The sequence below is a fragment of the Knoellia sp. AC549 genome, assembly GCF_979258975.1.
Genome location: NZ_OZ409890.1, coordinates 1461099 through 1487464, shown reverse-complemented (window position 1 = coordinate 1487464; position 26366 = coordinate 1461099). Strand labels below are relative to the sequence as shown.

General features: G+C 70.4%; 23 protein-coding genes. 9 read left to right on the top strand and 14 right to left on the bottom strand.

The annotated features are described in order from the left end of the window. Positions 1-133: 133 nt before the first annotated feature. Positions 134-1543: a hypothetical protein gene (locus tag ACZZ98_RS07140; RefSeq protein WP_463515583.1), complete on the top strand. Its 1410-nt coding sequence runs from the start codon at positions 134-136 to the stop codon at positions 1541-1543. A 9-nt stretch (positions 1544-1552) separates the two neighbouring features. Next, positions 1553-1972, top strand: coding sequence for a hypothetical protein (locus ACZZ98_RS07135; RefSeq protein WP_463515582.1), 420 nt, complete (start codon positions 1553-1555; stop codon positions 1970-1972). Between the two features lie 12 nt (positions 1973-1984). Here the strand turns inward: ACZZ98_RS07135 and ACZZ98_RS07130 are convergent, their stop codons facing one another. From ACZZ98_RS07130 to ACZZ98_RS07095, 8 genes are all read right to left on the bottom strand, one after another. Next, positions 1985-2497 carry a DUF6584 family protein gene (locus tag ACZZ98_RS07130; protein WP_463515581.1) on the bottom strand — a complete coding sequence of 171 codons (513 nt, stop codon included), beginning with the start codon at positions 2495-2497 and terminating at the stop codon, positions 1985-1987. 295 nt (positions 2498-2792) lie between these two features. After that, complete coding sequence (locus tag ACZZ98_RS07125) at positions 2793-3713, bottom strand: M56 family metallopeptidase (protein WP_463515580.1); 921 nt, start codon at positions 3711-3713, stop codon at positions 2793-2795. A 13-nt stretch (positions 3714-3726) separates the two neighbouring features. Continuing rightward, the gene (locus ACZZ98_RS07120) at positions 3727-4167 is read right to left on the bottom strand and encodes a BlaI/MecI/CopY family transcriptional regulator (protein ID WP_463515579.1); all 441 of its coding nucleotides are present in this window, start codon (positions 4165-4167) and stop codon (positions 3727-3729) included. A 4-nt stretch (positions 4168-4171) separates the two neighbouring features. Then, positions 4172-5788 (bottom strand): thiol reductant ABC exporter subunit CydC, encoded by a 1617-nt coding sequence (gene cydC, locus ACZZ98_RS07115; protein WP_463515578.1) that lies wholly within the window; start codon positions 5786-5788, stop codon positions 4172-4174. Beyond that, a complete protein-coding gene (gene cydD / locus ACZZ98_RS07110; RefSeq protein WP_463515577.1) occupies positions 5785-7434 on the bottom strand; it encodes a thiol reductant ABC exporter subunit CydD in 1650 nt (549 codons plus the stop codon). The genes cydC and cydD overlap by 4 nt, the downstream gene beginning before the upstream one ends. 17 nt (positions 7435-7451) lie before the next feature. Beyond that, the gene (cydB, locus tag ACZZ98_RS07105; RefSeq protein WP_463515576.1) at positions 7452-8492 is read right to left on the bottom strand and encodes a cytochrome d ubiquinol oxidase subunit II; all 1041 of its coding nucleotides are present in this window, start codon (positions 8490-8492) and stop codon (positions 7452-7454) included. 15 nt (positions 8493-8507) lie between these two features. Next, a complete protein-coding gene (locus ACZZ98_RS07100; RefSeq protein ID WP_463515575.1) occupies positions 8508-9980 on the bottom strand; it encodes a cytochrome ubiquinol oxidase subunit I in 1473 nt (490 codons plus the stop codon). Between the two features lie 182 nt (positions 9981-10162). Next, positions 10163-10552, bottom strand: a complete 390-nt coding sequence (locus ACZZ98_RS07095; protein WP_463515574.1) for a phage holin family protein — start codon at positions 10550-10552, stop codon at positions 10163-10165. Between the two features lie 94 nt (positions 10553-10646). Here ACZZ98_RS07095 and hisC point away from each other — a divergent pair, with 94 nt between their 5' ends. Then, positions 10647-11765, top strand: a complete 1119-nt coding sequence (gene hisC / locus ACZZ98_RS07090) for a histidinol-phosphate transaminase (RefSeq protein WP_463515573.1) — start codon at positions 10647-10649, stop codon at positions 11763-11765. Here hisC and ACZZ98_RS07085 read toward each other — a convergent pair. Then, complete coding sequence (locus tag ACZZ98_RS07085; RefSeq protein ID WP_463515572.1) at positions 11675-12667, bottom strand: EamA family transporter; 993 nt, start codon at positions 12665-12667, stop codon at positions 11675-11677. The genes hisC and ACZZ98_RS07085 overlap by 91 nt on opposite strands. A gap of 72 nt (positions 12668-12739) precedes the next feature. On the opposite strand from ACZZ98_RS07085, the gene ACZZ98_RS07080 reads away from it, so the two are divergent. Together ACZZ98_RS07080 and ACZZ98_RS07075 are read left to right on the top strand one after the other, a co-directional pair. Next, on the top strand, positions 12740-13636 hold the full coding sequence (locus ACZZ98_RS07080; RefSeq protein WP_463515571.1) for a LysR family transcriptional regulator: 897 nt from the start codon (positions 12740-12742) through the stop codon (positions 13634-13636). A 135-nt stretch (positions 13637-13771) separates the two neighbouring features. Next, positions 13772-17068, top strand: a complete 3297-nt coding sequence (locus ACZZ98_RS07075) for a S8 family serine peptidase (protein WP_463515570.1) — start codon at positions 13772-13774, stop codon at positions 17066-17068. A gap of 106 nt (positions 17069-17174) precedes the next feature. Here the strand turns inward: ACZZ98_RS07075 and ACZZ98_RS07070 are convergent, their stop codons facing one another. Beyond that, positions 17175-17864: a hypothetical protein gene (locus ACZZ98_RS07070; protein ID WP_463515569.1), complete on the bottom strand. Its 690-nt coding sequence runs from the start codon at positions 17862-17864 to the stop codon at positions 17175-17177. A 272-nt stretch (positions 17865-18136) separates the two neighbouring features. Here ACZZ98_RS07070 and pdhA point away from each other — a divergent pair, with 272 nt between their 5' ends. From pdhA to ACZZ98_RS07050, 4 genes are all read left to right on the top strand, one after another. Further along, positions 18137-19315 carry a pyruvate dehydrogenase (acetyl-transferring) E1 component subunit alpha gene (gene pdhA, locus ACZZ98_RS07065; protein ID WP_463517738.1) on the top strand — a complete coding sequence of 393 codons (1179 nt, stop codon included), beginning with the start codon at positions 18137-18139 and terminating at the stop codon, positions 19313-19315. Beyond that, a complete protein-coding gene (locus ACZZ98_RS07060; protein ID WP_463515568.1) occupies positions 19312-20313 on the top strand; it encodes an alpha-ketoacid dehydrogenase subunit beta in 1002 nt (333 codons plus the stop codon). The genes pdhA and ACZZ98_RS07060 overlap by 4 nt, the downstream gene beginning before the upstream one ends. Positions 20314-20332: 19 nt before the next feature. After that, the gene (locus tag ACZZ98_RS07055) at positions 20333-21829 is read left to right on the top strand and encodes a dihydrolipoamide acetyltransferase family protein (protein ID WP_463515567.1); all 1497 of its coding nucleotides are present in this window, start codon (positions 20333-20335) and stop codon (positions 21827-21829) included. Positions 21830-21954: 125 nt separating this feature from the next. Continuing rightward, entirely contained in the window at positions 21955-23145 is a 1191-nt protein-coding gene (locus tag ACZZ98_RS07050; RefSeq protein ID WP_463515566.1) for an MFS transporter, read from the top strand. Between the two features lie 113 nt (positions 23146-23258). Here ACZZ98_RS07050 and ACZZ98_RS07045 read toward each other — a convergent pair whose 3' ends face one another. From ACZZ98_RS07045 to ACZZ98_RS07030, 4 genes are all read right to left on the bottom strand, one after another. Then, on the bottom strand, positions 23259-24662 hold the full coding sequence (locus tag ACZZ98_RS07045) for an MFS transporter (RefSeq protein ID WP_463515565.1): 1404 nt from the start codon (positions 24660-24662) through the stop codon (positions 23259-23261). Next, positions 24547-24939, bottom strand: a complete 393-nt coding sequence (locus ACZZ98_RS07040; protein ID WP_463515564.1) for a hypothetical protein — start codon at positions 24937-24939, stop codon at positions 24547-24549. The genes ACZZ98_RS07045 and ACZZ98_RS07040 overlap by 116 nt, the downstream gene beginning before the upstream one ends. Further along, a complete protein-coding gene (locus ACZZ98_RS07035; protein ID WP_463515563.1) occupies positions 24936-25409 on the bottom strand; it encodes a MarR family winged helix-turn-helix transcriptional regulator in 474 nt (157 codons plus the stop codon). Before ACZZ98_RS07035 ends, ACZZ98_RS07040 begins: the two co-directional genes overlap by 4 nt. 72 nt (positions 25410-25481) lie before the next feature. After that, positions 25482-26330: a maleylpyruvate isomerase family mycothiol-dependent enzyme gene (locus tag ACZZ98_RS07030; RefSeq protein ID WP_463515562.1), complete on the bottom strand. Its 849-nt coding sequence runs from the start codon at positions 26328-26330 to the stop codon at positions 25482-25484. Between the last annotated feature and the right edge of the window lie 36 nt (positions 26331-26366).

Here is a 26366-nt window from a genome sequence, read left to right as displayed (position 1 = left end):
CTCCCATCGACGCGGACGGTGCCGACCCCGGTGCCCTCCTGTCTGACACTCCGAAGACGTTCGCCCTCTCAGCATCCCCAGACCTGTGACACTTGCTTCGAGCTGCCGGGGACTGGAGGAGTGGAGGGGGCACATGAGCACCAAGCCGGACGTGCCACGCGCTGCCACGCGTGGTCTGCTGATCGCCGTCCTGGCGTGGTGCCTGCTTGCTGCCTTCGGGCCGGTCCTGACGCTGGCAGTTGCTTCCTACGGGTCGTCGGTTCCCTTCGTCGTGGCGATGATCCTGCAGGTGGCCGCCCTCGTGTGGATCGGCCGCATCGCGTGGTCGTGGCGGGATCCGCCGCGCGGCCCTCGGGCCATGGACTTCGTTCTGGGGGCCGTGGTGCTCGTGACCGGCGCTGTCGCCCTGGTGCTGGTCAGGGAGGTCGCGCAGAGCTTCGGCATCCGGGGCAGTGCCCTCCCACGCGTCCGGAGCGGGATCGCAAACCCGGTGGACTTCGCCTACCTCGGCGCAACGGGGGTGGTCGTGACCGTGATGGTGGCGGCGGTCGTCCTCCTCCTGCTCATGGCGCGGAGCACGGCGTCGGTGCGTGCCGTGTCGCAGAGCGCTGGCGAGAGCTCCGACAAGGCGATCGACGCGGTGGAGGCGCTGTTGGCCGTCCCGGCCGAACCTCGCCAGACCCTGGCGGTGACCTCGGCGAGGGATCCGTTCCTGCGCCGGCTGATGGGTCGCTCGGCCTGGATCCTGTTCGGAGCCTGCGCCGTCCTGAGCGTGCCCGGGCTGTGGATCGTGGCCGCTGACTACCGGGGCGACCTGGATCTGGTGGGTGGGGTCGTCCTCTACATCGGTGTGCCGGTGACGGCCTGGGCCGTGCTGCAGTCGGTGTGGCGCCGCGACGAGGACTTCGGTGTCGCAGTCCCCGCACTGCTCCGCAGCATGGTGGTGCCGGTCGTCACCGCCCTCCCGATCGGGTTGCTGCAGCTGCTCGTCGTCCACCTGCCGGTCTTTGCGGATCGAGTCCGCGCCTACCAGCGACCCGATGAGGTGTACGAGGGCCACTACTGGTTCCCGCTCGAGGACGAGTCACTGTTCACGGCGTTGGCCCTCGACCTGACCTTGGGTGGCGTGGCCATGGCGGGAGTGGCGGGGCTCGTCGTGGCGGTCTTCCTGGTGCTGCCGATCACGGCCTTCCGTGAGCCTGACCAGTTCATGAGAGAACAGGGCATGAGTGGGAGCCGAGAGCACCGCGCGCGCAACGTTGCGGCGGCGCGAGTCCTGGCGCTCGGGCTGCCCCTGGCCTTCGTCGTTCCGGCGCTTCTCCTCGGCACCGACCCCGGCGACACCAGACGATGGATCGCCATCGCGCTCGCGGTGGTGGGAGTCGGAGCCCTCTACTACGTCTGGCGGAACCAACGCGTCGACCTCGCAGCGCGTGCATCGGGGCGGATGCCCATGGGCGTCCTCAACCCGGACGACCGCCGGCGACTGGACGACGCCGCTGACGCGTCCGGCAGCGGCGGTGGCCCAGCCACGCGGACCTAGACTTCCCAGGTGTCCCCCTCCACCCCCGCGCCCAGCGAGTCCGCGCCGGCGCGCACCGAGGCAGTGCGACGGCTGCTGCACTCGGAGCACTTCATGAGGAGCCGACGCTTCGCCGACCGGCTCGACACGGACCCGTTGCTGCTGGAGGAGCTGCTCGACCTCGTCCGGGTGCGACGCGTCGAGAACGACCCGCGACTCGCACCGCTTGCCGGGCGCATCGCCCGGGCCGTGGACTGGCTGAGCGGGCCCGCCAGCGTCGGGGACGACTCGGCCGCCCTCATGGCTCGACGGCGCATGACCCTTGCCGCGCTCTGCTACCTCGTCGAGTTCGACGACGTCATCCCGGACGGTGTCCTGGGTGGGACGGTCGACGACCACATCGTGCTCGACGTCATCCTCGGCCAGGCGCTGGATCCCGACGAGATCTGACCGTCGCGCTGGTCATCGGACGAGCCACTCCCGCACCGTCCACAGTCCGATGCCCATGATGGCGACCAGGGACAGGGCAAGACCCATCAACAGTGTGGGGATGGCGATGTCCCAGAAGCGCTCCATGCCGTCGGGACCAGTCGTCGACAGGCCAGACTGCTTGCGCTGGTGGCGCTTGATGCTCTCCCGTTCGGAACTTCGTGCGTCTGCATGCAGCAGCGCCAGGTGGGGTTCGGAAGCGAAGCTCTCGCGCAACGGTCCGGGAATCGTGCGCCACTGGGCGGCGGCATCGCCGTGCTGTTCCCGCCATGCTTTGACCGCCTCCTGAGCCACCACGTCACTTCGTCCAGTGACGAACCACAACGCTCCTGCGGCCGGCAGGTCGTGCATGGTCTGGTGAATCTGGGCAAGCTCGTCGGCGACCGTTGCGTCCGGTCTGTGCGCCAGGAGCCCGGTCAAGCGGTCGCGGGCCTTCCACGCGCGGCCGTCGGCCGCGTCGCGCCGGGCTCGCTCCAGGGCATCCATATGAGCAGCATCGGGCCCTGCAGCACCTGGAACAACTGCTTAACGCTTCTGGATGGATGCCCGCACGTGTTCGATGCCGCCCGGCACCGCCGCGTGGACCTCGGCACAGGTCCGGTCGAACGAGGCGTCGCCTGCACCACCGGTCGTCCATGTCGAGGTGGTGGAGTCGGCAGCGCTGAACCGCTGGGCCCGGCGCAGACCACCGAGACCCGGTATGCCGTCCGCCCGCCTTCCACGTGACCTACGACGTCGCGCGCGGAGCCAACGCCCGACGGTGCTCGGCGGTCAGCACCGGTCAGCGCCAGGCCAGCCAGAGCAGGACCATCGGCAGCGTGACGACGGCACCGGCATACAGGTACATGAGGACGACCACGGGTGCGGCGAGCGCAGGTTCGGCAAGCAGGCGCATGCGGGCAGCAGTGGTTCCGTCGCCCGCGACTCCGAGACTCGCCTCGGGCGCCTGGCCCTGCGCGAGAGTCAGAAGCGCCCGAGCGGTGGTGACCGGACCTGAGGAGCGCACTGCCGCGCGGTCGGCCAGCGCCTCCACGAGGAGGCGCACCTCGCGCAACGCCTCGGGTGAGCGCACCGGCCCGGGCACCGAGTGGTGCAGGACCGTGAAGTACTCGATGAGGAGGTCGTGCCGGCCACGGAGATGGGCGCGCTCGTGGGCGAGCACAGCCTCGAGCTCGTCGGTCGGCAACGCAGCCAGGGCGCCCTGGGTGAGGACGACCCGCGACCCGCGGCCGGGCAGGCAGTAGGCCGTCGGTGTCGCGTGGTCGAGGACGCGTATGCCGTCCGCTCGCCCGCCGTCGTCGGGCTCGGCGAGCACGTCGACGAGATCGCGGTGGCGGGTCCGGGCGGCTCGGAGGCGAGTTCCGATGCGGTGTCCGGACAGCATCAGCCGGCCGAGCACCAGGAGAGTCAACGCAGCCGCGGTCCCGAGGATGATCCAGCGTCTGTTCCCCAGCCACCAGATCGTAGTGGCGCAGTCATCGGCCTGGCTGCTGCAGGCGATCCAGCCGTACGTCGTGTCGTCGAGATAGCCCAGTGCCGCCGGGGCGGCGAAGAGGGCCGCGAGCACCGCCGAGAGCGAGACCGCCTGCCATGCCACGAGGGCCGGCCGCGGCGCACGGCGGAAGGCGACGAGGCGCGCCATGACTCGCGGAGCGACTCCGGCGAGGACGACGGCAAGGCCGGCGAGGAGGAGGGCGTACACGTGCGCCGAGGCCTCAGGCGCGCCGCTGCTCGACCTCGGACAGTGCCGCGCGCAGGTCGTCGAGCTCCTCCGGCGTGGCGCCGTCGAGGAAGTGCAGCAGGGTTGCCCGTCGGTCATTCGCGTCCCCGAGCGAGGCCCTCATCGTCTCGGCGGTGAGCGACTCGCGGGTGCCGGCCGGGGTGTAGCGCCAGGCTCGGCCGTCGCGCTCGCGGGTGACCAGACCCTTCTTGGACAGGCGGTCGAGCACGGTCATCACGGTCGTGTAGGCGAGGGAGCGGTCCGCCGGCAGCGCCTCGAGCACGTCGCGCACGCTCGCTCCCTCGGGCCGCCGTCCCGACGACTCCCAGAGCTGCTCCATGACGGCGCGCTCGAGGTCGCCGAGGCGGGGAGCCGATGGCGTTGAGGGCGTGGAGGGCGTGGAGGGCGTGGAGGGCGTGGAGGGCGTGGCAGGCACGGCTTCAGTCCTTGCGGGTGGGCGTGAGTTCGATGACCTGGTCGACGGCGTCGAGGCCCTCGTGACGATGGCTGACGACGACCACGGTACGCCCGGACGTGGCGGCCCAGACGTCACGCATGACACTCGTCGCCGTGGCGTGGTCGAGGTGGGCCACGGGCTCGTCGAGGAGGACCACGGGACGTCGTGACAGGACCGCCCGGGCGAGCGCGAGCCGGGCCCGCTCGCCACCTGAGACCCCTTGCCCGCCCGATCCGAGCCGAGTGCCCAGCCCGTCAGGCAGGGCGCAGAACCAGCTCTCGAGCCCGCAGACCCGCAGCGCGTCGACGAGGTCCTGATCGCTCGCGTCCGGCTGCGCGAGAACGAGGTTCGCACGCAGGTCAGCCGCGAAGACGTGTGGCTCGTCGTCGACCACGGCCAGCAGCTCGCGCACTGCGTCGGCCACGAGGTCGGTGACATCCCGCCCGTCGATGAGGTATCGACCCGATGCTGGGTCGAGGGCCCGCGCGAGGACGGCGAGGAGCGTGGACTTGCCGGACCCGTTGGCGCCGACCACTCCCACCCGACGCCCGGGCGCTAGGTCGAGATCCACCGGTCCGACGTCCACTCGACCCTCGACCCATCCTGCCGCGACACCCACGAGACGCAGGTGCGGCGCGGCGAAGGACGGCTGTCCCCGGCCAACGTCGGCCACCGCGGCGGTCTGGTCGAGCAGGGCCTCGACTCCCGCCCGACTCTGCTCGGCCCGCGCCTGGGCCCGCACGGCGTCGGCGAAGGGCAGCGCGGTGTCGGCCAGGGCCGCGGGGACGACGACGAGGAGAGCCATGACGGCGCTGGACAGTCCGGCCCGGCTGGCGATCACGGCCATGACCACGGTGGCGACCCCGGTGAGGGCGAGCACGCCGCCCGTGACCAGCGCCCGTCCACGGCTCTGCCGGCGCAAGGCCCGGGCAAGGTCGGCGTGCGCCGCATCGAGTCGAGTGAGCACGTCACCTGCCGCTCCGATGGCCTGCAGCTGTGGCGTATGCCGTGCCACGAGCTCGGCGGCTCGGCTCACCTCCGCGCGGGCCGCTCCGAGAAGGGGCTGCGCCTGGCGTTCGAGGGCCAGGCTCCAGCGGGCGAGCAGGACGACGAATGCCGACCAGGCCGCGACGAGGACTCCAGCCCCCGGCTCGAGGGTCCCGGTGAGGAGGACGGCGAAGAGGGCCGCGACACCGGCCGAGAGCACGGGGACCCGCACCCGCACGTGGGACTCGACGACGTCGGTGAGGTCGTCGACGACACCGGTGAGCACGGCACTGCGCGAGCGGCGGCCGAGGCGAGCCGGAGTCAGCGGGATGAGGGCGGCATACACCTCCGTCCGGGCCGTCGCGAGGTCCGCGAGGGCGGAGTCGTGCGAGCGAAGCCGCTCGAGGTGACGGAAGAGAGGACGCGCCATGCCGAAGGCGCGCACGCCGACGATGGCCGTGAGCAGGGTGAGGATGACGGGGCGCTCGGCGGCGCGCACGATGAGCCAGCCGGAGGTCGCGGTGAGTGCGACGCCAGAGGTCAGCGCGAGCCCTCCCCACAGTCCGGCGAGCGCGTCGGGCCGGCGTGCCGTCCGCTGCCCCAGGACGGTCATGACGTCGCCTCGGCCAGCGCGTGCCCGAGGCGCAGGTGGTGATCTGCGGCCGAGATCAGCTCGACCGCGTGGGACACGGCGACGACGCAACGGTCGGCCGCCAGCTCACGGACGAGGTCGATGACGAGCCGGGTGCCGACCGCGTCGAGGTGGGCGGTCGGCTCGTCGAGGAGGAGGACGGGTGCGTCGGAGAGCGCGGCCCGGGCCAGACCCAGCCGGAGGCGCTGGCCGGCCGAGAGCCCGAAGCCGTCGTCTCCCAGGTGCGTCCCGAGCCCGTCGGGGAGCGAGGCGACGAACTCGTCGAGACCGACCCGGCGCAGCGCCGCCCACAGCTGCTGACCGGTGAGGTCGGCATGGGTGCCGAGTCGCAGCGCCTCCTCGATCGTGCCGTCGGGCAGGAACGGCCGCTGGGCCACGTAGTGCACGCGCCCGGTCGAGACCGTGCCCGCAGTCGGCGTTCGCACCCCGGCGACGAGGTCGAGCAGCGTCGACTTCCCGACCCCGGACTCACCGGTGACCACCGTGAGTCCGATCCCCGCGGTCAGCGTCACCCCATCGAGCACGAGCACCTCCTCCGACCCGGGATACGCATAGGACAGCCCCTCCGCCGCCACACCTCCGCCCACGAGTGGTGGGTTTCTCACCCAATTCCCCCGAGTCTCACGAGCACCGTCCGTGGGTTTCGGGGGAATTGGGTGGGAAACCGACGGGTGGGCGGAGAGCTCGGCGAGGATGTCGTCGATGGCGGTGGCGCCGTCGGCGGCGGCGTGGAACTCGGCCCCGACCCGACGGATCGGCCAGTAGGCCTCGGGCGCAAGGAGGATGGCGAGCAGACCGGCCTGCAGCGTCATGGATCCGTGGGTGAGCCGCAGGCCGACCGACACCGCGACGATGGCGACCGAGATCGTCGCCAGCAGCTCCAGCGCAGCAGAGGACAGGAACGCCAGCCTCAGAGTGCGCATCGTCGCCGCCCGGTGCTGCTCGGACACCGCCCGGACGACGTCGACCTGCCGACGGGCGCGCCCGAACGCCACGAGCGTCGGCAGCCCGCGCATGACGTCACCGAAGTGCCCGGCGAGCTGTTCGAGCGCCCGCCAGCGACTCATCGTGTCGTCCTGCGTCGTCCTGCCGATGAGAGCGGCGAAGAGCGGCAGCAGAGGCAACGTCACGACGACGATGACTGCACTGAGCGGGTCGACGACCACAAGTGCGGCGACGGCGACCACGGGCACGACGGCGCCGGCGACGAGGGCCGGGAGGTAGCGGGCGGCATACGGTTCGACGGCGGCGGCTCCCTGCACGGCGAGGGTCGACGCCTGCTCCGCCTCGGGTCGCGCCTCGGCCGGCGCGCTCAACCAGCGTGCGAGCAGCTGCTGCCGAAGGGCCGAGCTGACCGCAGTCGCCGTGCTGGCGCCGACTCGCTCGACGAGCACCGCCAGTGCTGCCCGCACGACGAACGCGCCCGCGACCCACATCGCGCTGCGCTGCCAGGTGCCCTGTGCGACAAGGTCGGTCACCAGTCGAGCGAGGGCCACACCCAGTCCGATCGCGGCAGCGCCCTGGCCGGCCGCGACGACGGCCAGGGTCGTCACCGGGCGCCGAAGGGCCGGCGCCATCCGGAGCAGTCGAGGGTCGAAGGGCTTCATGCGCGTATGCCGTCCGCTCACTTCACGAGGGCGGGTGCGCCCAGGTGGTGGGTCGAGAGCCGTCGCCGGAAGACCCAGTAGGTCCAGGCCGTGTAGAGGAGGACGATCGGCGTGAAGAGCAGGGCGGCGACCGACATGATCTGCAGCGTCATGGGAGTGCTCGCAGCGTTCTCGATGGTGAGGGAGGCACCGCCGGGCAGCGTCGAGGGCATCACTGCTGGGTGGAGCGCGACGAAGTAGGCCGCGGAGATGCCGGCCCAGGCCAGGGTCGTGCCGGCAAAGGCGAGTCGTTCGCGCCCTGCCCGGCTCGCCGCGAGCCCGCCGACGAGGGCGGCCCCGGCCAGGGCGGCCAACGCGAGGACTGGTCCCGTGCCGTCGATACCGAGGAGCCAGCCGAGCAGTGCGATCACGAGGACCGCTGCCACCACGCCTGATCGAGACGCAGCCCGGGTGGCCTCTGCGCGCAGGCCTCCATCGGTCTTGAGGGCGAGGAAGAAGGCTCCGTGTGTCACCGACAGCGCCACGAAGGCGGCACCCCCGAGCAGGCTCGGCAGGTTGAGCAGGGTCCCGAGCGAGCCGACGAACTCGAAGTCGGCGTCGAGAGGGACCCCGCGCACCAGGTTGGTGAGCGAGAGCCCGACGAGGAAGGGCGCGGCCACGGAGCCGCCGATGATGGCCGCGTCCCAGCGTCGGCGCCAGCTCTCGTCGTCGCGCTTGTGGCGGTACTCCAGGCCCATGTTGCGGACGATCAGGGCGAGGAGCAGAGCCAGGAGCGGGAGGTAGAAGGCCGAGAACATCGAGGCGTACCAGTGGGGGAACGCGGCGAAGGTCGCGCCGGCGGCGGTGATGAGCCAGACCTCGTTGCCGTCCCAGTGGGGGCCGATCGTCGTAAGCATGACGCGGCGGCGCTTGTCGGCGTCGTCCGCCCCGGTGCCGACGTGAGGTCGGCGACCGAGAACGGGCAGGAGCGCGCCGACCCCGAAGTCGAAGCCCTCGAGGACGAGGTAGCCGGTCCACAGCACCCCGATGAGGATGAACCAGATGAAGTGGTAGTCCATGTCGAACCTCTCTCGTCAGTAGGAGAACTGCAGTGGTGCGTCCTCGGCGGGCGCGGCGTCCGGCTCGTGGAAGGGCTCCGCACCGTGGGCGACATACCGCAGGAAGAGACGCACCTCGACGACGGCGAGCCCGGCATACAGCAGGGTGAAGACGGTCATCGACGTCCAGATCTCGGCCACGGACATCGATGGTGAGACGCCGAAGGCGGTCGTCATCAGCCCGTTGACGAGCCACGGCTGTCGGCCGGTCTCGGTGAAGATCCATCCGAAGCTGTTGGCGAACAAGGGCAGCAGCGGCGCAGCGACCGCGGCCCACAGCCACCACCGCGACGTCGGGGCCCGGGACGACCCGCGGGTCATCCACAGCAACAGCAGCGAAAGCCCCATGGACGCGAAGCCGAGGCCCATCATGAGGCGGAAGGTCCAGTAGGCGAGTGGCACGTTGGGGGTGTAGTCCGCATCGCTGTCGGACGCGACGGCTGCGACCTCAGGGCCGTAGGTGCGTTCGATGCCGGCGACCATCTCGGCGTTGCGTGCCTTGATCTCGTTGATGCCCTCGACACGACCATTGGGGTCGCCCGTCGCCATGAAGGCGAGGACCTTGGGCACCTTGATCGCCAAGACCTCCTCGGTGCCGTCGAGCGAACCGATGGTCAGGATCGAGAACCCGGCGCCGGTCTCCGACTCGTAGAGCGCCTCCGCGGCAGCCATCTTCATCGGCTGGACCTCGGTCATGATCTTGCCCTGCACGTCACCGGTGACGACGACGCCGAGGCTGGCGACGAGGGTGAGGACGGCGCCGAGGCGGGTGGCCTTGCGATACATCGGGACGTCGCCTGCGTCGCTGGCCCTGGTCGCAGCGGCGCGCCGCCAGAGCCAGACGCCCACGCCCATGACCACGGCCCCGCCGACCATGTAGGCCGAGGTGATGACGTGGGGGAAGGCCACGAGCTGGACCTTGTTGAGCAGGATCGCGAGGAAGTCACTCATCTCGGCGCGCCCGGACTCCGGGTTGTAGCGGAAGCCGACGGGGTTCTGCATGAAGGAGTTCGCCGCGAGGATGAAGTAGGCCGAGAGCAGCGTGCCCACGTGGACGACCCACATCGTCGCCGCGTGCAGCTTCTCCGGGATGCGCCCCCACCCGAAGATCCACAGGCCGAGGAACGTCGACTCGACGAAGAACGCGAGCAGGGCCTCGAGGGCCAGCGGCGCTCCGAAGATGTCACCGATGAAGCGGGAGTAGTCCGACCAGCTCATCCCGAACTGGAACTCCTGGACGATGCCGGTGACGAGACCGAGCGCGAAGTTGATCGTGAAGAGCTTGCCCAGGAACTTGGTGAGGCGCAGCCACTCGGGCCGGCGGGTCCGCACCCACGCGACGTGGGTGACAGCGACGACGAAGGACAGTCCGATCGTCACCGGCACGAAGAGGAAGTGGTAGACGGTGGTGATCGCGAACTGCCATCGCGCGAGGTCGACGGGCTCCATGGCTCTCCTGCGGGTTGCGTCCCTGAGGTTCGAAGATCTACTACAACCGATAGTAATACGACAGCGCGTAGTAGACCAACCCGACTCAAGCCGCAAGGGGCACAGGCGACGACCCGCGCACCGATCGGTGCGCGGGTCGTCGAGGTCGGCGCGTCAGGCGCCAGCAGTCTGGGCGGCGGGCCTCAGTCGTCGTCGCCGTCGGGCAGGACGACGCTGAGCAGCCAGGACACGACAGTGATGATGACCGCGCCGAGGACGGCGTCCCAGAAGAACTCGTCGATCGTGAACGCCAGCCCGATGGGGTCGGCGATCCACTCGGTGATCTGCAGCATGAACGCGTTGACGATGAACGTGAACAGCCCCAACGTCAGCACGATCACCGGGAACGACAGGACCTTGGCGATGGGCCGGATGACGGCGTTGACGAGGCCGAAGACGAGTGCGACGAGCACGATCGTCACGACCTTCTTGGTCCACTCGTCCTCGGTGCCGAAGCTGATGCCGTCGAGGAGGCCGGCGGCCGCCCAGAGGGCGACGGCGTTGATGAGGACTCGGATCAGGAAGTTCTGCACGGGGTCATGGTCCCACGAACGGGCCCTGCGGCGGCCCCGTGTGCCGGATGTGGCGAGCGTGTCGGGGCGCACGGGGGCCTCTACAGTGACGGGCATGACCGACGGCACTCCCTCGACCTCCCACGGGGAATCGCAGACCCCCGCCCGCGTCCGTCTCCGGGAGGCGCTCGACGCGGTTCCGGCCTACGTCGCGGGGCGGCCGGCGGAAGCACAGGCCGGCATCACGGCATACAAGATCTCCTCCAACGAGAACCCCTACCCCCCGCTGCCGTCCGTCCTCGACGTCGTGCGCGAGCAGGCGGGACAGATGAACCGCTACCCCGACATGGGGGTCGCCGCGCTGACCGAGGCGATCGCGCAGCGGCTCGACGTGCCGGTCGCGCGCGTCGCGACCGGGCCGGGCAGCGTCGGCGTCCTGGGCCAGATCATCACCGCGTTCTGCGACCCCGGCGACGAGGTCGTCTTCGCATGGCGCAGCTTCGAGGCCTACCCGATCCTCGTCGCCCTCGCCGGCGCCACCTCGGTCCAGGTTCCGCTCACCAGCGAGGCACGTCACGACCTCGATGCCATGGCCGACGCGATCACCGACCGCACCAAGGTCGTCCTCGTGTGCACGCCCAACAACCCGACCGGTCCCAGCGTGCGGACCGCGGAGCTCGAGGCCTTCCTCGACCGCGTGCCGGACGACGTCCTCGTCGTGCTCGACGAGGCCTACCTCGAGTTCGTCACGAGCGACGATGCTCCCGATGCGCTCGCGATCCACCGGGCGCGACCCAACGTCGCCGTGCTGCGCACCTTCTCGAAGGCCTATGGCCTCGCGGGGCTGCGGATCGGGTATGCCGTGGCGCACGAGCCCGTGGCCGAGGCCTTGCGCAAGGCGGCGATCCCGTTTGGTGTGAACTCCCTCGCCCAGGTGGCGGCGATCGCCTCGCTCGAGGCGTTCGACGAGCTCGACGTCCGGGTCAAGGAGCTCGTCACGGAGCGGGCCAGGGTCGTCGCCGAGCTGGAGCGTCAGGGCTGGGAGCTCCCGGACACCGACGCCAACTTTGTGTGGTTCCCGTTGGGTGAGCGCACGGCCGAGTTCGCTGCCGCCTGCCAGGCTGCGGGCCTCACCGTCCGGCCCTACGGCACGGACGGGGTGCGCGCGACCATCGCCGAGCGTGAGGCCAACGACCGGCTGCTCGAGGTCACGGCCGCCTTCTCTCGCGACTGACCGCTCGCGGAGGTCGGCGTATGCCGGCCCACGGGGAGCGTGGGACCCGCCCCTGCGGTGATGAGGACGCCCACGACGACGACGGCGCACCCGAGCCACTCGAGCGCGCTCGGGCGTTCGCCGAGGACCACCCAGGCCGCGGTCAGCCCAGTGACGGGCACGAGCATCGAGAACGGCGCGACGGTGCCCGCCGGGTGGCGGGCCATGAGCCAGGACCAGATCCCCGTGCCCACCACGGTCGCCACGAGGCTGGTGTAGAGCAGCCCGACCACGGCGGCTCCGCCCACGGACGTGCTTGCTGAGGTGAGGGAGCCGAGGATCCGGTCCGGACCCTCGACGACGAGGCTCAGCCCGAGCATGGGCAGTGGTGGCACGACGCTCATCCACATCGTGAGGCGGAAGGGCTGCGTCGTGCGGGCGCGGCGCACGGCGAGGTTGCCGAAGGCCCAGCCCAGGCCTCCGAGCACGGTGAGGACGAACGGCCACACCGCCGAGACGTCGCCGCGCTGGGAGCCGACGACTCCCAGGCCCGCGATGGCGATGAGGACGCCCAGGCCACGACGACGTGACAGGTGCTCGCCGAGCAGTGCGCCGAGCACGACGGTGAAGGGCGCTGAGCTCTGGAGGACGAGCGAGGCGAGACCGGCCGGCATACCCGTCGCCATGCCCCAGTAGAGGAACGCGAACTGGAGGACCCCGAAGCCGAGTCCGTAGAGGAGCACCCAACGCCAGGCGACGTCGGGCCTCGGCACGAAGAGCACGGCGGCGAGCGCCAGCGGGAACCAGCGCAGGGCGACGGTGAAGAAGGGTGGGAACTGCTCGAGGGAGGCGTGGATGGCGATGAAGTTCGCGCCCCAGAGGACGGCGACGAGGACGGCGAGGAGGCGGTGGCGAGTGGGCACGGCTCCAGCGTGGACGGCATACATTGCTTCGGTCTACTGATTCTTTGTTGGCACTGTGATTAGGCTTCCTACATGGACGCCCGCCACCTCACCCTCCTACGGGAGCTCGCCGACAGGGGCAGCGTCACCGCCGCGGCGGCCGCGACCCATCGCACCGGCTCCGCGGTCTCGCAGCAGCTCCGCACCGCGGAGCGTGATCTCGGCGTCCGACTCGTCGAGCCGGTGGGCCGCGGACTGCGGCTCACCGACGCCGGGCAGCTCCTCGCGGCCGCGGCCGTCGACGTCGAGGCCGCGCTGGCCCGGGTCCAGGCCCAGCTCGACGAGTTCCGTGGGCGACCCACGGGGACGGTGCGGATCGCAGCCCTCACGAGCGCGGCCGAGTTCCTCGTGCCGCCGGCCCTGATGTCGCTCGCCGCCGAGGGGATCGAGGTCGAGCTGAGCGACACGGACGTCTCGGAGGAGGACTATGCCGCGCTCGCGGCCGATCACGACGTCGTCATCGGGCACAGCCTCCTCGGCGCCGTCCCACGGGGCGCCGAGCAGCTCGTCCACACCGTGCTGGCCCGCGAACCCCTGGACGTCGCGCTGCCCGCCGACCACCCGCTCGCCGGCAAGGAGCAGCTGGGGCCACGCGATGTCGTCGACGAGCCGTGGATCGGCGTGCCCGTCGGATATCCGTTCGAAACCGTTCTCCAGGGCGTCGAGCGGGCCACCGGGCGCCCGGTCAGGGTGGTCCAACGCGTCCGCGACAACAGGGTGGTCGAGGCGCTCGTGCACGCCGGCGCCGGCCTCGCCCTGCTCCCGCGCTTCACGACCCGTCCCAGGGAGGGCGTGGTCCTGCTGCCGCTGCGGGGTGTCAACGCCCGACGCTGGGTGGTTGCGCTCTCCCGCCCGGACCGGGCCGAACGGGCCGTCGTCCGCCGTGCCAACGCCGTTCTGCGTGATGTCGGACGCCTCACGTACGCGTAACGCACAGATTTCTTTGCTTTGGGTCTGGCGGGTCGCGGATTGACGGGTAACACTGTCTGCACCCGTGCGCGACCGCGCAGCGGTGAGTTGTGGGCCCAACGAGGCGCCCACGACCTGATGAGAGGACCACCCGACGTGACCCGACGCCCCCTGCGCCGTAGTTTCACGACGATCGCCGGAATCGCAGCCGCGGCACTTGCCGCAACGGCTGCGGCCCCCCACTCGGGAGCAGCACCAGGAGATCGTGAAATCAAAGTCTCGAAGGCGCCCAACGCGCAGTCGCAGACCACCAAGGTCAAGAAGGCCAAGCCCGCCGACAAGCTCGGCCGGCACGACCGCGACCTGCTCGAGAAGGCCGTCGACGCGAAGACCTCCCGTGTCGTCGTCATGATCTCCACCGACAAGGGCAAGACCGCCGGCGCCGTCAAGGCCATCAAGGCCAGCGGTGGCGTCGTCGCCACGGTCAACGACCGGGTCGGCTACATCAGCGCCAGCGTCCCGACCGGCAAGGTCGACGCCGTCGCCAAGAACGCCGCGATCGTCGCCGTCGACCTCAACGAGCGCATCGCGTTGCCGCGTCCCGAGACCGAGGGTGCCGCTGGCGCCGCCTCGGCAGCGGTCGCCGCTCCGGGCGCAGGGACCCCGGACGACAACCCCTACATGCCCACCCGTGACATCGGCTCCATCGCCTTCAAGAAGGCGAACCCGAGCTACGACGGCCGGGGGATCACCATCGGTGTCATCGACTCCGGCGTCGACCTCGACCACCCGGCGCTGCAGAAGACCTCCACCGGCGAGCGCAAGATCGTCGACTGGGTCACCGGCACCGACCCGCTTCTCGAGGGGGACGGTTCGTGGCGCGCCATGCTCACGACCGTGACCGGCCCGTCGTTCACGCTCGACGGCATCGGCACCTACACCTCACCCGCCGGGACCTACAAGTTCCAGCGCGTCGCCGAGAACATCTCCACCGCGTCGGAGGCCGCTGGCGACTTCAACCGCGACGGTGACACCACCGACCGCTGGGGGATCCTCTACAACGAGACGACCCACGACATCTGGGTCGACGCCAACCAGGACTTCGTCTTCTCCGACAGCGAGAAGATGCGCCCCTACAAGGAGAAGTTCGACATCGGGCACTTCGGTGTCGACAACCCGGCGACCGCGATCGCCGAGTCGATGCCGTTCGTCGTCGAGTACCGCGAGGACGTCGACCTGACTCCTGCCAACCTCCCCGGCCAGAAGGCCGACTTCGTCAACATCGGTGTCGTCGAGTCCGCCCACGGCACGCACGTCGCCGGCATCGCAGCCGGTCACTCGCTCTTCGGCGGTGAGATGGACGGCCAGGCGCCCGGCGCCAAGGTCGTCTCGACCCGGGCGTGCTCCTGGGGCGGTGGCTGCACCGCGGTCGCCCTGACCGACGGCATGGTCGACCTCGTCGCCAACCGTGGTGTCCAGGTCGTCAACATGTCCATCGGTGGCCTTCCGGCCCTCAACGACGGCAACAACGCCCGGGCCCGTCTCTACGACGCGCTCATCGACACCTACGGCGTCCAGATCGTCATCTCCGCAGGCAACAGCGGCCCCGGCATCAACTCGATCGGTGACCCGTCGGTCGCCACCGACGTCGTGTCCGTCGCCTCCTCGATCACCAAGGAGACGTGGAAGTCCAACTACGGAGCAGACGTGAGCTCGGCCGTCGCGCTGCACAACTACTCCTCGCGCGGCCCGCGTGAGGACGGTGGCTTCAAGCCCAACGTCATGGCACCGGGTTCGGCCGTCTCGTCGATCCCGACCTGGCAGCCGGGTGGCCCCGTCGCCGAAGCCGGCTACGCGCTGCCCCCGGGCTACGCGCACTTCAACGGCACCTCGATGGCCTCCCCGCAGACGGCCGGCGCCACCGCGCTCCTGCTCTCCGCGGCCAAGGCGACCCAGGTGGCCGTGACCCCGCGTCAGATCCGTGACTCGATGTACACGTCCGCGGACTACAAGGCCAACGTCGAGGCCATCGGTCAGGGCGCCGGTCTTGTTGACGTCCCCGGCGCGTGGAGCCTGCTCAAGACGCGTCCGAAGTCGCAGGACTACACCGTCACCGCACCGGTCTGCACCCCCCTGTCCGGCTTCCTCGCGACGCCGAACGAGGGCACGGGCCTCTACAACCGGTGCGCGGCCTCCGAAGGCGGGCTCGTCTCCGGTGTCGGGCAGACCTACACGGTGACCTCGACCCGCACCACCGGGGTCAAGGGCAACGTGCGGCACGCCCTGCGTCTCGTCGGCAACGACGGCACGTTCTCGCTTCCCGTCTCGCAGCGTCCGCAGCCGCTGGGCGGCTCGGTCGACATCCCGGTCAGGGTCAAGACCTCGACGCCGGGTGTCCACTCGGCGATCCTCGAGATTGACGACCCGGCCACGTCGGTCGTCGACAAGCGCGTGCTGCTCACCGTCGTCCTCGCTCAGGACCTCGCCGCCCCGACCTTCGGTGCGACGCAGTCCGGTGAGGTGGAGCGCAACCTCAACAAGAAGATGTTCGTCACGGTCCCCGAGGGCGCCAAGGCGCTCCAGGTCAACCTTGACGGCATCGCCTCGGGCTCGCAGGTGCGCTGGATCGCCTACAACCCGTATGGCAACCCGGTGGAGTCGACGAGCTCGCTCGTCTGCTTCTCCAACTTCAACGCTGGAGCCGGCTGCAACCCCCACTCGCGCAGCTACTCCGACCCGCTCCCGGGCATCTGGGAGATCCAGGTCGAGGCTCGTCGCACCACGCCGACCCTCGAGAACCCCTTCCGGGTCTCGGCTCGCGCCCAGGGTGTCGTCGTGGACCCGGCCACCCAGACCATCGCCTCGGCGAAGGTCGGGGTTCCCACGCCGGTGTCGTGGACGGTGACCAACCAGTTCGCCCCGGTCACCATCGCTCCCAAGGGTGGGCCGCTCGGCTCGGCCGTCGCCGGTCGCAAGACGATCGCCAACCACGCGCTGCAGAAGTTCACGGTCGAGGTGCCCGCGGGCGCGACCAAGCTCGTGGCCAAGATCGGCAACCCGTCCGACCCGGCTGCCGACCTTGACCTCACGGTCAAGAACTCGGCCGGCACGGTCGTGGCGCAGCAGGCCGACGGTGACAGCGAGGAGGCCGTGACGATCAACGGTCCGGCCGCCGGCACCTACACGGTCGAGGTCGACGGCTACTCGATCCCGAGTGGCTCGACGCAGTACGACTACCTCGACGCCTTCTACTCGACCGGACTCGGCACCCTCACGGTGCCGGCGACGACGACCGAGCTCGCGACGGGTGCCTCGGCGCCGGTCTCGGGTCAGGTCACCGTGGCCTCGGTCCCGAGTGCAGGCCGTCAGGTGTCGGGCGAGATGCAGGTCCTCTCCACCGAGGGCGCGCTCCTCGGCACGGGTCAGGTCCTCATCGGCTCGGTCACTCCGTGACCTCTGCCTGAGCAACGCGAGGGCCCCGCAACGAGCATTCGTTGCGGGGCCCTTCGCTGTCCGGGCTGTCTTCGCTGTCTGTGCTGTCCCGGCCCAGAGCTGCCGGTCAGCGGACGGGGGAGGCCGACTGGACCTCCAGGACCTGGCCCTGCTGGCAGGTGGTCATGATGTTGTCCACCAGCCTTCCCGTCACCGTGACCCGCCCGTCGGGCACCGCGACCGGACCGACGAGGACGAACGCCCCTGCGTCGGTCTGCAGCACCCGGCACCCGACCTCGACCCCGTCGGACACGACGCCGGTCAGGGTCATCACCTGACCGGCCTGGCTCAGGGTGGGGTGCGGCACGGGGTCGTCGGCCATGCGGACGGAGGCATCCCTGACGTAGTAGGGCATCGCTTCGGAGCAGTTCGGGTCCATGCTGTCCATCGCGGCTCCTTGGATGACGTATGCCGTGCCGGCAGTGAGGCCCTTCGTCTCACCGATGAGGACCCACAGCCTGCCGTTCTGCTCGTTCTTGAACACGATGCACCCGTCCTTGACGGATGTCACCCGCCCGGACATCACCGTCGGCCGCGCCCGCCCGCTCGGCGGCGTCGTGGCGCCGCTCGTGCCGGAGGGCGACGGGGTCGCCGTCGGCGATGCCGAGGGCGTGGTGGACGAGGTGGCCGATGGGCTCACGGTGCCTCGGTCGTCCCGGACCTGTGGATCCTCCGAACCACAGGCGGACAGGAGGGCGACAGCGCACAGGGCGCTCACGGCATACCCGGTCGGTCGTCGGCCCACGGAAGTTCGCATACCCATGAACCTAGGACGTCCCGAGGCGGCGGGCGGTTCCGTGACCGGCGCGTTTGGGAGGCAGCGCCACCCTCGCGGTACGGTTTGGCCCAGCAGGCTTGGTGAGCGCCCTCACACCCCGAGGAGCTCCCAGACACCGCCGTCCGGGCCGCGCGCGCACGAGCGTGTGGAGCCGGCGGCCCGAGCCGGGCGTTCGCCACGAACGGACGTCCCAGGGAACAGGAGTGCCCGTGAGCGACACCGATGTCGTAGCAACGCCGCCCGCCGGCGGAATGGACCACCACGTCTCGGTGGACCCGGCAGCAGCCCCCCCGCCCCGCGCGGCGGCCGATGGCGGCCCCGACATGATCCAGCTCCTCACTCCCGAGGGAGAGCGCGTCCCCCACGCCGAGTACGACGCGGTCATCGACGCCCTGAGCCACGACGAGCTGCGCGACCTCTACCGCGACCTCGTGCTCGTCCGCCGCGTCGACCAGGAGGCCACGGCCCTGCAGCGTCAGGGCGAGCTGGGCCTCTGGGCCTCGCTCCTCGGCCAGGAGGCCGCCCAGATCGGCGCCGGCCGCGCGATGCGCACGCAGGACCACTGCTTCCCCGGCTACCGCGAGCACGGTATCGCCTGGACCCGTGGCGTGGACCCGATGCGCCTCATCGCGATGTATCGCGGCGTCGACAAGGGTGCCTGGGACCCGGCCGAGTTCGGCTTCCACCCCTACACGATCGTCATCGGCAACCAGAGCCTGATCGGCACCGGCTACGCCATGGGCATCCAGCGCGACGGCGCCGTCGGCACGGGCGAGGCTGAGCGTGACGCCGCGGTCATCGCCTGCATGGGCGACGGGGCGACCGCGCAGGGCGACAACAACGAGGCCTTCGTCTTCGCAGGCGTCTACAACAGCCCGGTCGTCTTCTTCTGCCAGAACAACCAGTGGGCCATCTCCGAGCCCAACGACCGCCAGACCCGCGCGCCGATCTACAAGCGCGCCGACGGCTTCGGCTTCCCGGGCCTGCGGGTCGACGGCAACGACGTGCTCGGTGTGTATGCCGTCATGACCACGATGCTCGACCGTGCCCGTTCCGGTGACGGCCCCTCGCTCATCGAGGCCTTCACCTACCGCATGGGCGCCCACACGACCTCGGACGACCCGACGAAGTACCGCGTGTCCGCCGAGGTCGAGGTCTGGAAGCTGCGTGACCCGGTCGCCCGCTACAAGCGCTGGCTCATGAGCGAGGGCATCGCCGACGCCGACTTCTTCGAGGCCGTCGAGGCGGCGTCGGACGAGCTCGGCGAGCGGGTCCGGGCTGACACGGTGGCGATGGCCGACCCCGACGTCGGCGACATCTTCGACCAGGTCTACGTCGAGCCGCACCGGCAGGTCGAGGACGACAAGGCGGCCTTCACGGCATACAGCGCCTTGTTCGAGACCGCGACGACGGAAGGGGCACGCGCGTGAGCACCACGGCTTCCACCACGACCAGGACGACCATCGCCAAGGCCCTCAACGCGGGCCTCCGCAAGGCCATGGAGAAGGACCCCAAGGTCATCCTGCAGGGCGAGGACATCGGCAAGCTCGGCGGCGTCTTCCGCATCACCGAGCACCTCCAGAAGGACTTCGGCGAGGACCGGGTCATCGACACCCCGCTGGCCGAGTCCGGCATCATGGGCACCGGCATCGGGCTGGCCCTGCGCGGCTACCGCCCGGTCGTCGAGATCCAGTTCGACGGGTTCGTCTACCCCGCGTTCGACCAGATCGTCTCGCAGCTGTCCAAGCTGCACTCGCGCTCGCGCGGCGCCATCAAGGTGCCCGTCGTCGTCCGCATCCCCATGGGTGGCGGCATCGGCGCGGTCGAGCACCACAGCGAGTCCAACGAGGCCTACTTCGCGCACACCCTCGGGCTGCGCGTCGTCTTCTGCTCCAACCCCGAGGACGCCTACTGGATGATCCAGCAGGCGATCGAGTGCGACGACCCGGTGATCTTCTACGAGCCCAAACGCCGCTACCACGAGAAGGGCGAGGTCGACTTCGACGCGCCTGCCGCTCCGCGCGACCTGTTCTCGGCGCACACCGTGCGTCAGGGCACCGACGTCACGCTCGCCTGCTGGGGTCCCATGGTCAAGGTCTGCCTCGACGCCGCGAAGGTGGCGGCGGAGGAGGGGCGCTCCATCGAGGTTCTCGACCTGCGCTCGATCAGCCCCCTCGACATCGACGCCATCACCGAGTCGGTCAACCGGACGGGCCGTCTCGTGGTCGCCCAGGAGGCGCCGTCGTTCGTGTCCGTCGGGTCCGAGATCGCGGCCCTCGTGACGGAGCGCTGCTTCTACTCGTTGGAGTCCCCGGTCATCCGGGTCGCCGGCTGGAACGCGCCCTACCCGGCGTCCAAGCTCGAAGAGCACTACCTGCCCGACCTCGACCGCGTGCTCGACGGTGTCGACCGCGCCCTGGCCCACTGAGTCTGAGGAGAAACCACGCATGGGTGTCAAGCACTTCAACCTCCCCGACCCCGGTGAGGGTCTGCTCGAGGCCGAGATCGTCACCTGGAACGTCAAGGTCGGCGACACCGTCAAGGTCAACGACATCGTCGTCGAGATCGAGACCGCCAAGTCGCTCGTCGAGCTGCCCATCCCGTGGGCCGGGACGGTGTCGGCGCTGCTGGTGAGCGAGGGCGACGAGGTCGAGGTCGGCACGCCGATCATCTCCATCGACGACGGTGTGGGCGCGGACTCTGCGCCCACCACCGTCCCCGACGTCCAGGCCGGCGCTCAGAGCTCGGTGGAGGTCGGGCCGGCCAACGCCGCCGCGGCCGCCGACGCCGAGGTCGAGGAGGAGCCCCTCAAGACGCTCGTCGGCTACGGGCCCAAGGCCGGCGGAAGCTCGCGTCGTCCCCGCAAGGCCGCCGCTCCTGTGGCTGCACCGGTTGCTCCGGCTGCTCCGGCACCTGCCCCCGAGCCGGTCGTTCCGGTGGCCCCTCCCGCGACTGCACGCTCGGACGCCAAGGTGCTCGCGAAGCCCCCCGTGCGCAAGCTCGCCAAGGACCTCGGCGTCGACCTCGCGGCCGTGGCTGCCACGGGCGACGGTGGCGTCGTCACCCGGGCTGACGTCGAGGGGTATGCCGCAGGCGCCCCTTCCGCGGGCGGCGCACCTGCCGCTTCGGCAGGGTCTGCAGCCGCATCGACCACGGCACCGGCGGCCGGATCCGGTTCTGGCACACCGGCATACGCTGCATCTGGGTCGGGCGTCTTCGCCGGAGGGGAGCGCGAGGTCCGCGTGCCCATCAAGGGCGTGCGCAAGATGGTCGCGCAGGCGATGGTCGGCAGCGCGTTCACGGCTCCGCACGTCACCGAGTGGGTCACCGTCGACGTCACCGCGACCATGGACCTCGTCGCGAAGCTCAAGCGCGACAAGGAGTTCAAGGACGTCAAGGTCACGCCGCTGCTCATCCTGGCCAAGGCGATGCTCATCGCAGCCCGTCGCAACCCCGAGATCAACGCGGCGTGGGACGAGCAGGCGCAGGAGATCGTCCTCAAGAACTACGTCAACCTCGGCATCGCCGCGGCCACCCCGCGCGGGCTCGTCGTCCCCAACATCAAGGACGCCGACCGGCTCACGCTACGCGGACTGGCTGAGGCGATCGGCGCGCTCACCGCGACCGCGCGCGAGGGTCGCACCCAGCCGGCCGAGATGTCCGGTGGCACGGTCACGATCACCAACATCGGTGTCTTCGGCATCGATGCGGGCACGCCGATCCTCAACCCCGGCGAGGCGGCGATCCTGGCGTTCGGCACGATCAACCGTCGCCCGTGGGTGGTCACCGACGAGTCCGGCGGCGAGACGATCGTGCCGCGTTCGGTGACGACGCTCGCGCTGAGCTTCGACCACCGGCTCGTCGACGGCGAGCTCGGGTCGCGCTACCTCGCCGACGTCGCCGCCATCCTGCAGGACCCGTCGCGGGCCCTCGTCTGGGGCTGATCGGCACACCAGTCGGGGGTTCTGTGACGAGTCGGGGGTCGGTGATGTCCCGACTCGTCACAGAACCCCCTACTGGCGGCTCCGACCGCTGCGGGGGCCGCTGCGCGCCGTGACAGAGTTGGCCCGTGCTCTCGACCTATCGCCCGCTCTTCGCCATCCCCGGAGCCACCCGCTTCCTCGCCGCCAGCGCCCTGTCGCGCGTGGGCGGTGCCATGTTCGGCGTCGCCATCATCGTGATGATCGCGACCCGGCGGGACAGCTACGGCCTGGCCGGCGCGATCTCTGCCGGTGGGATCGTGGTGCTGGCCCTGGCCGGGCCGATCATCGGTCGTCTCGTCGACAAGCGTGGCCAGCGTCGGGCCTCGATGCCCTTCGTCCTCATGACCTTTGTCGCCGGCCTGGTCACGGTGGTGCTGTCCGCTGTCGGTGCGCCGGCGTGGACCCTCTTCGTGGGGTATGCCGTATCGGCCTTCCTCCCCGAGATGGGGCCGATGTCCCGCGCCCGCTGGGCGCACCTGCTGCAGGACGAGCCGGACGCCCTGCATGCCGCGATGTCGCTCGAGCAGGTCGTCGAGGAGGGCGCGTTCGTCCTCGGGCCGGTGCTCGGGGTGCTCGCTGCCACGGCGCTCTTCCCCGAGGCGGGACTGCTGCTCGCCTACGTCGTCTTCACGCTCGGTGCGGTGCTCTTCCTCTTCGAGCGCCGTTCGGAGCCGCCGGTCGTCCCTCACGACGAGCGTCCCCACGGCCTCGCGATCGGGCGCCCCGGTGTGGCCGCGGTGGGCGCCGCCCTCTTCATGGTGGGCGCCGTCTTCGGTGGCAACGAGGTGGTCGCCGTGGCGGTGGCCGACGAGGCCGGTCGCACCGGCATGAGCTCGGTCATCCTCGGCGCCTTCGCCCTGGGCTCGGCCCTGGCCGCGATCGTCTTCGGCACGCGCAAGTTCACCGGCTCCATCGCGCGACGGTTCGTCTGGTGCGCCCTGGCGATGTTCGTCCTCGAGTTCCCGGTCCTGTTCATCGACGACCTGTGGGGGCTGACCGCGATGATGTTCGTCGCCGGGTCCGCCACCGCGCCGACGCTCATCACCGGCATCACCCTCGTGCAGCACCTCGTGCCACGAGCCTTCATCACCGAGGGCATGGCCGTGGCGATCACCGGACTGCTCGTCGGCCTGGCCTCGGGAACAGCACTGAGCGGCATACTCGTCGACCGGTGGGGTGCGCACGAGACCTATGCGCTCCCGGTGGCTGCCGCGTTGTCGTCGGCCCTCATCGCCGCGGCGTGGGGACGCAGGATCGCCCGCGCCACCCGCGCCTGACTCTCGCCACGTGGGCCTCCGCCCCGCCCCGCCGTTGGTTTCTCACCCAATTCCCCCGAAACTCACGGGACACGCCGGTGAGTTTCGGGGGAATTGGGTGAGAAACGCACGAGTTAGGCGGACTTGGAGGCCGCTGCTGCTGCCTCTGCCGCGTCCGAGTCGTTGCGCTCCTGGTAGGCCGAGCCCTTGCGGAGCTCGACCTCGGGCAGGAACCACATGACGACGAAGCCGATCACCATGACCCCGGCTCCGACGAGGAAGACGTGGTCCATCGCCTCGGAGAAGCCCATGAGGAACGGCTTGGCCAGGCGCTCGTCGAGGTTCGTGAGGAACGAGCTGTCCTGCAGCACACCGCTGCTGGCTGCCGCCGAACCCCCGCCACTGGCCTGTGACTCGGCGAGCTGCTTGCCGAAGGCGGCGTTGGCCGGGTCGCGCAGCGCCTCCTGGAACTGCGGGGTGGGCCCGACGGTGCGCATGGCCGAGGCAATCTTGTCCGGCACGAGTGAGAAGAGGATCGACAGGAAGACCGCGGTGCCGATGGTGCCGCCGATCTGACGGGTGAACGTCGCGGTCGAGGTGGCGACGCCGATCTGCTGTGGCGGCACGGCGTTCTGGACGGCGAGGGTGAGCGGCTGGAAGTTGAAGCCGAGCCCCAGGCCGAAGAAGACCATGACGACCATCGTCTGCCACAGGGGAGTGTCGAAGTGGACGAAGTGGAAGGCGAAGAGCGACACGACGAGCAGGGCGACGCCGACGACCGGGAAGATCCGGTAGCGGCCGGTGCGGCTGATCACCTGACCCGACACGATCGAGCCCGACATGATGCCCAGGGTCATCGGCAGCAGCAGAAGCCCGGCCTCGGTGGGCGAGGCGCCCTTGACGATCTGGAGATAGAGGGGCAGCGAGGCGAGCCCGCCGAACATCGCGATCCCGATGAGGACCGAGGCGGCCGAGGCCACCCCGACGGTGCGGTTGCGGAACATCGCGAGCGGCAGGATCGCCTCCTCGCCCATGCGGGCCTCCTGCCAGAAGAACGCGACGGCGGCGACGACGCCCACGGCGTAGCAGGCGATGGCGTTGCCCGAGCCCCACCCCCACTCGCGACCCTGCTCGGCGACGAGCAGCAGCGGCACCAGCGAGACCGACAGCAGGGCGGCGCCGGTCCAGTCGATGCGGTGGTCGAGCCGAGTGTGACGCAGGTGCAGCGTCTTGGAGACGAGGACGAGGGCGGCGATGCCGATCGGCACGTTGACGAGGAAGACCCAGCGCCAGCCGGTCACCCCGAGGATCTCGTCAGCGCCGGCGAAGAACCCGCCGATGACCGGGCCGAGCACCGAGGACGTGCCGAAGACGGCGAGGAAGTAGCCCTGGTACTTCGCGCGCTCGCGCGGAGGCACGATGTCACCGATGATCGCGAGGGCGAGCGAGAAGAGGCCACCGGCGCCCAGCCCCTGCACCGCGCGGAACGCGGCCAGCTGGAGCATCGAGGTCGAGAAGGTGCAGAGGACCGAGCCCACGACGAAGATCGTGATGGCCGTGACGAAGAACCTCTTGCGGCCGTAGATGTCGGAGAAGCTTGCCGTAGAGCGGCGTGACGATGGTGGCGGTGATGAGGTAGGCGGTCGTCGCCCACGCCTGGTGCTCGAGGCCCTTGAGGTCGTCGGCGATGGTGCGGATCGAGGTGGCGACGATCGTCTGGTCGAGTGCGGCGAGGAACATGCCCGACATGAGGCCGACGAGGATCGTGACGATCTGCCGGTGGGTCAGGGGTTGCTCCGGTGAGGTGGCGGTCATGCGAGGTCCTTGGGCGTGAGGAGCGGGTGGGCCTCGACGTCGTCGGCGAAGCGGGTGAGGAGGGAGTCGAAGGTCGCGAGGTCGGCATCGGACCAGTCGTGGACGACCTCGGCCAGCCAGCCGTTGCGGCGGTCGCGGATGTCGGTGAGCAGCTGGCGGCCGTCGTCGGTGAGGGTGAGCATCTGCGCGCGCCCGTCACTGGGGTCGGCGACCTTGGCGACCAGACCCTGCGTGACGAGGGCGCTGACCTGGCGGCTCACGGTGGAGATGTCGAGGTGGACGCGCTCGGCGATCTCGGAGACCCGTCGGGGCTCGTCGCGCAGGTTGAACATCAGCGGGTAGCCGATCGGGTCGACCTTGGCGTGCACCCGGGGTGCTCGTTGCCGGACGACGCTCATGAGCTTCAGGGAGCGCACGAGGGCGTCACCGAAGGCGGAGCGAGTCTCGGACGGTTCGGTTGCTTGCGGCATACAAGCAAGTGTGTACCCGCATGGTTGCGGAGCGCAACTGTCGGCTCGCCGAGCGGGGGGTGCTCGCTCGAGTCAGGGAGCGATGACGAGAGCGTCGAGGACCCGGCGGGCGATGTCCTCGTCACCGACCACGGTGTAGTGGGTGTCGTCCGTCGAGACGCGACCGGCAGCCCGTCGCGTGGCCGCCTGGGTCGACAGCGTGATCGTCGTGCTGACGACGTCGGGATGCACGACCGTGTCGCCGGTGAAGAGGGGTATGCCGTGCGGCTTGCCGTCGCGCTCCTCGACCCGCACACCGGCCCGGCCCACGACGGGGCCGGTGAGGTCGAGGATGACGGCCTGCCCGGGTGGGACCTTCGCGGTGCGGGCCACGACCTTGGGCAGGGAGGCAAAGATGGCCTGCACGGTGAGGGCGGCGCCCGGCGTGTCCAGGTTGCCGGGCCGTCCGAGGGCGCCGCGGATGTCCTGCTCGTGCACCCACAGGTCGAAGACGCGGTTCTGCATCAGCCCGAGCAGCGTGGTCGAGCCGAACGGCCCGAGGGCGGGGTCGTCGGGTGAGGTGGTCTCGGCCTCGAGATGGGCGACCCGGGCGTGCACGAGATCGTCGAGCTCCTCGAGGAGCTCCTCGAGGGAGCGGTCGCGCCGGGACTCGAGGTACTTCTCGACCACGGTGCCCAGCCCGCTCCGGACATGCTCCCGACCGCTGACGTCGAGCTCAGGGAGCGGCTCGCCCTGCACCCAGGCCTCGAGGCTCACGACGTGCGCGAACTGGTCGTGGACGGTCCACCCCGGGCAGTCCGTCGGGCGATCCTCGTCGCCCTCGCGCAGCGAGTGGCCGAGGTCGACGATCGCTTGCAGGGTGTGCGAGTAGGCCGCGGTGAGCGCGGGCAGGTCCTCCGGGGCGGCGGGGTGCAGCGTCATGCACCTGACCATAACGACTGGGTGCCTAGGCTGACG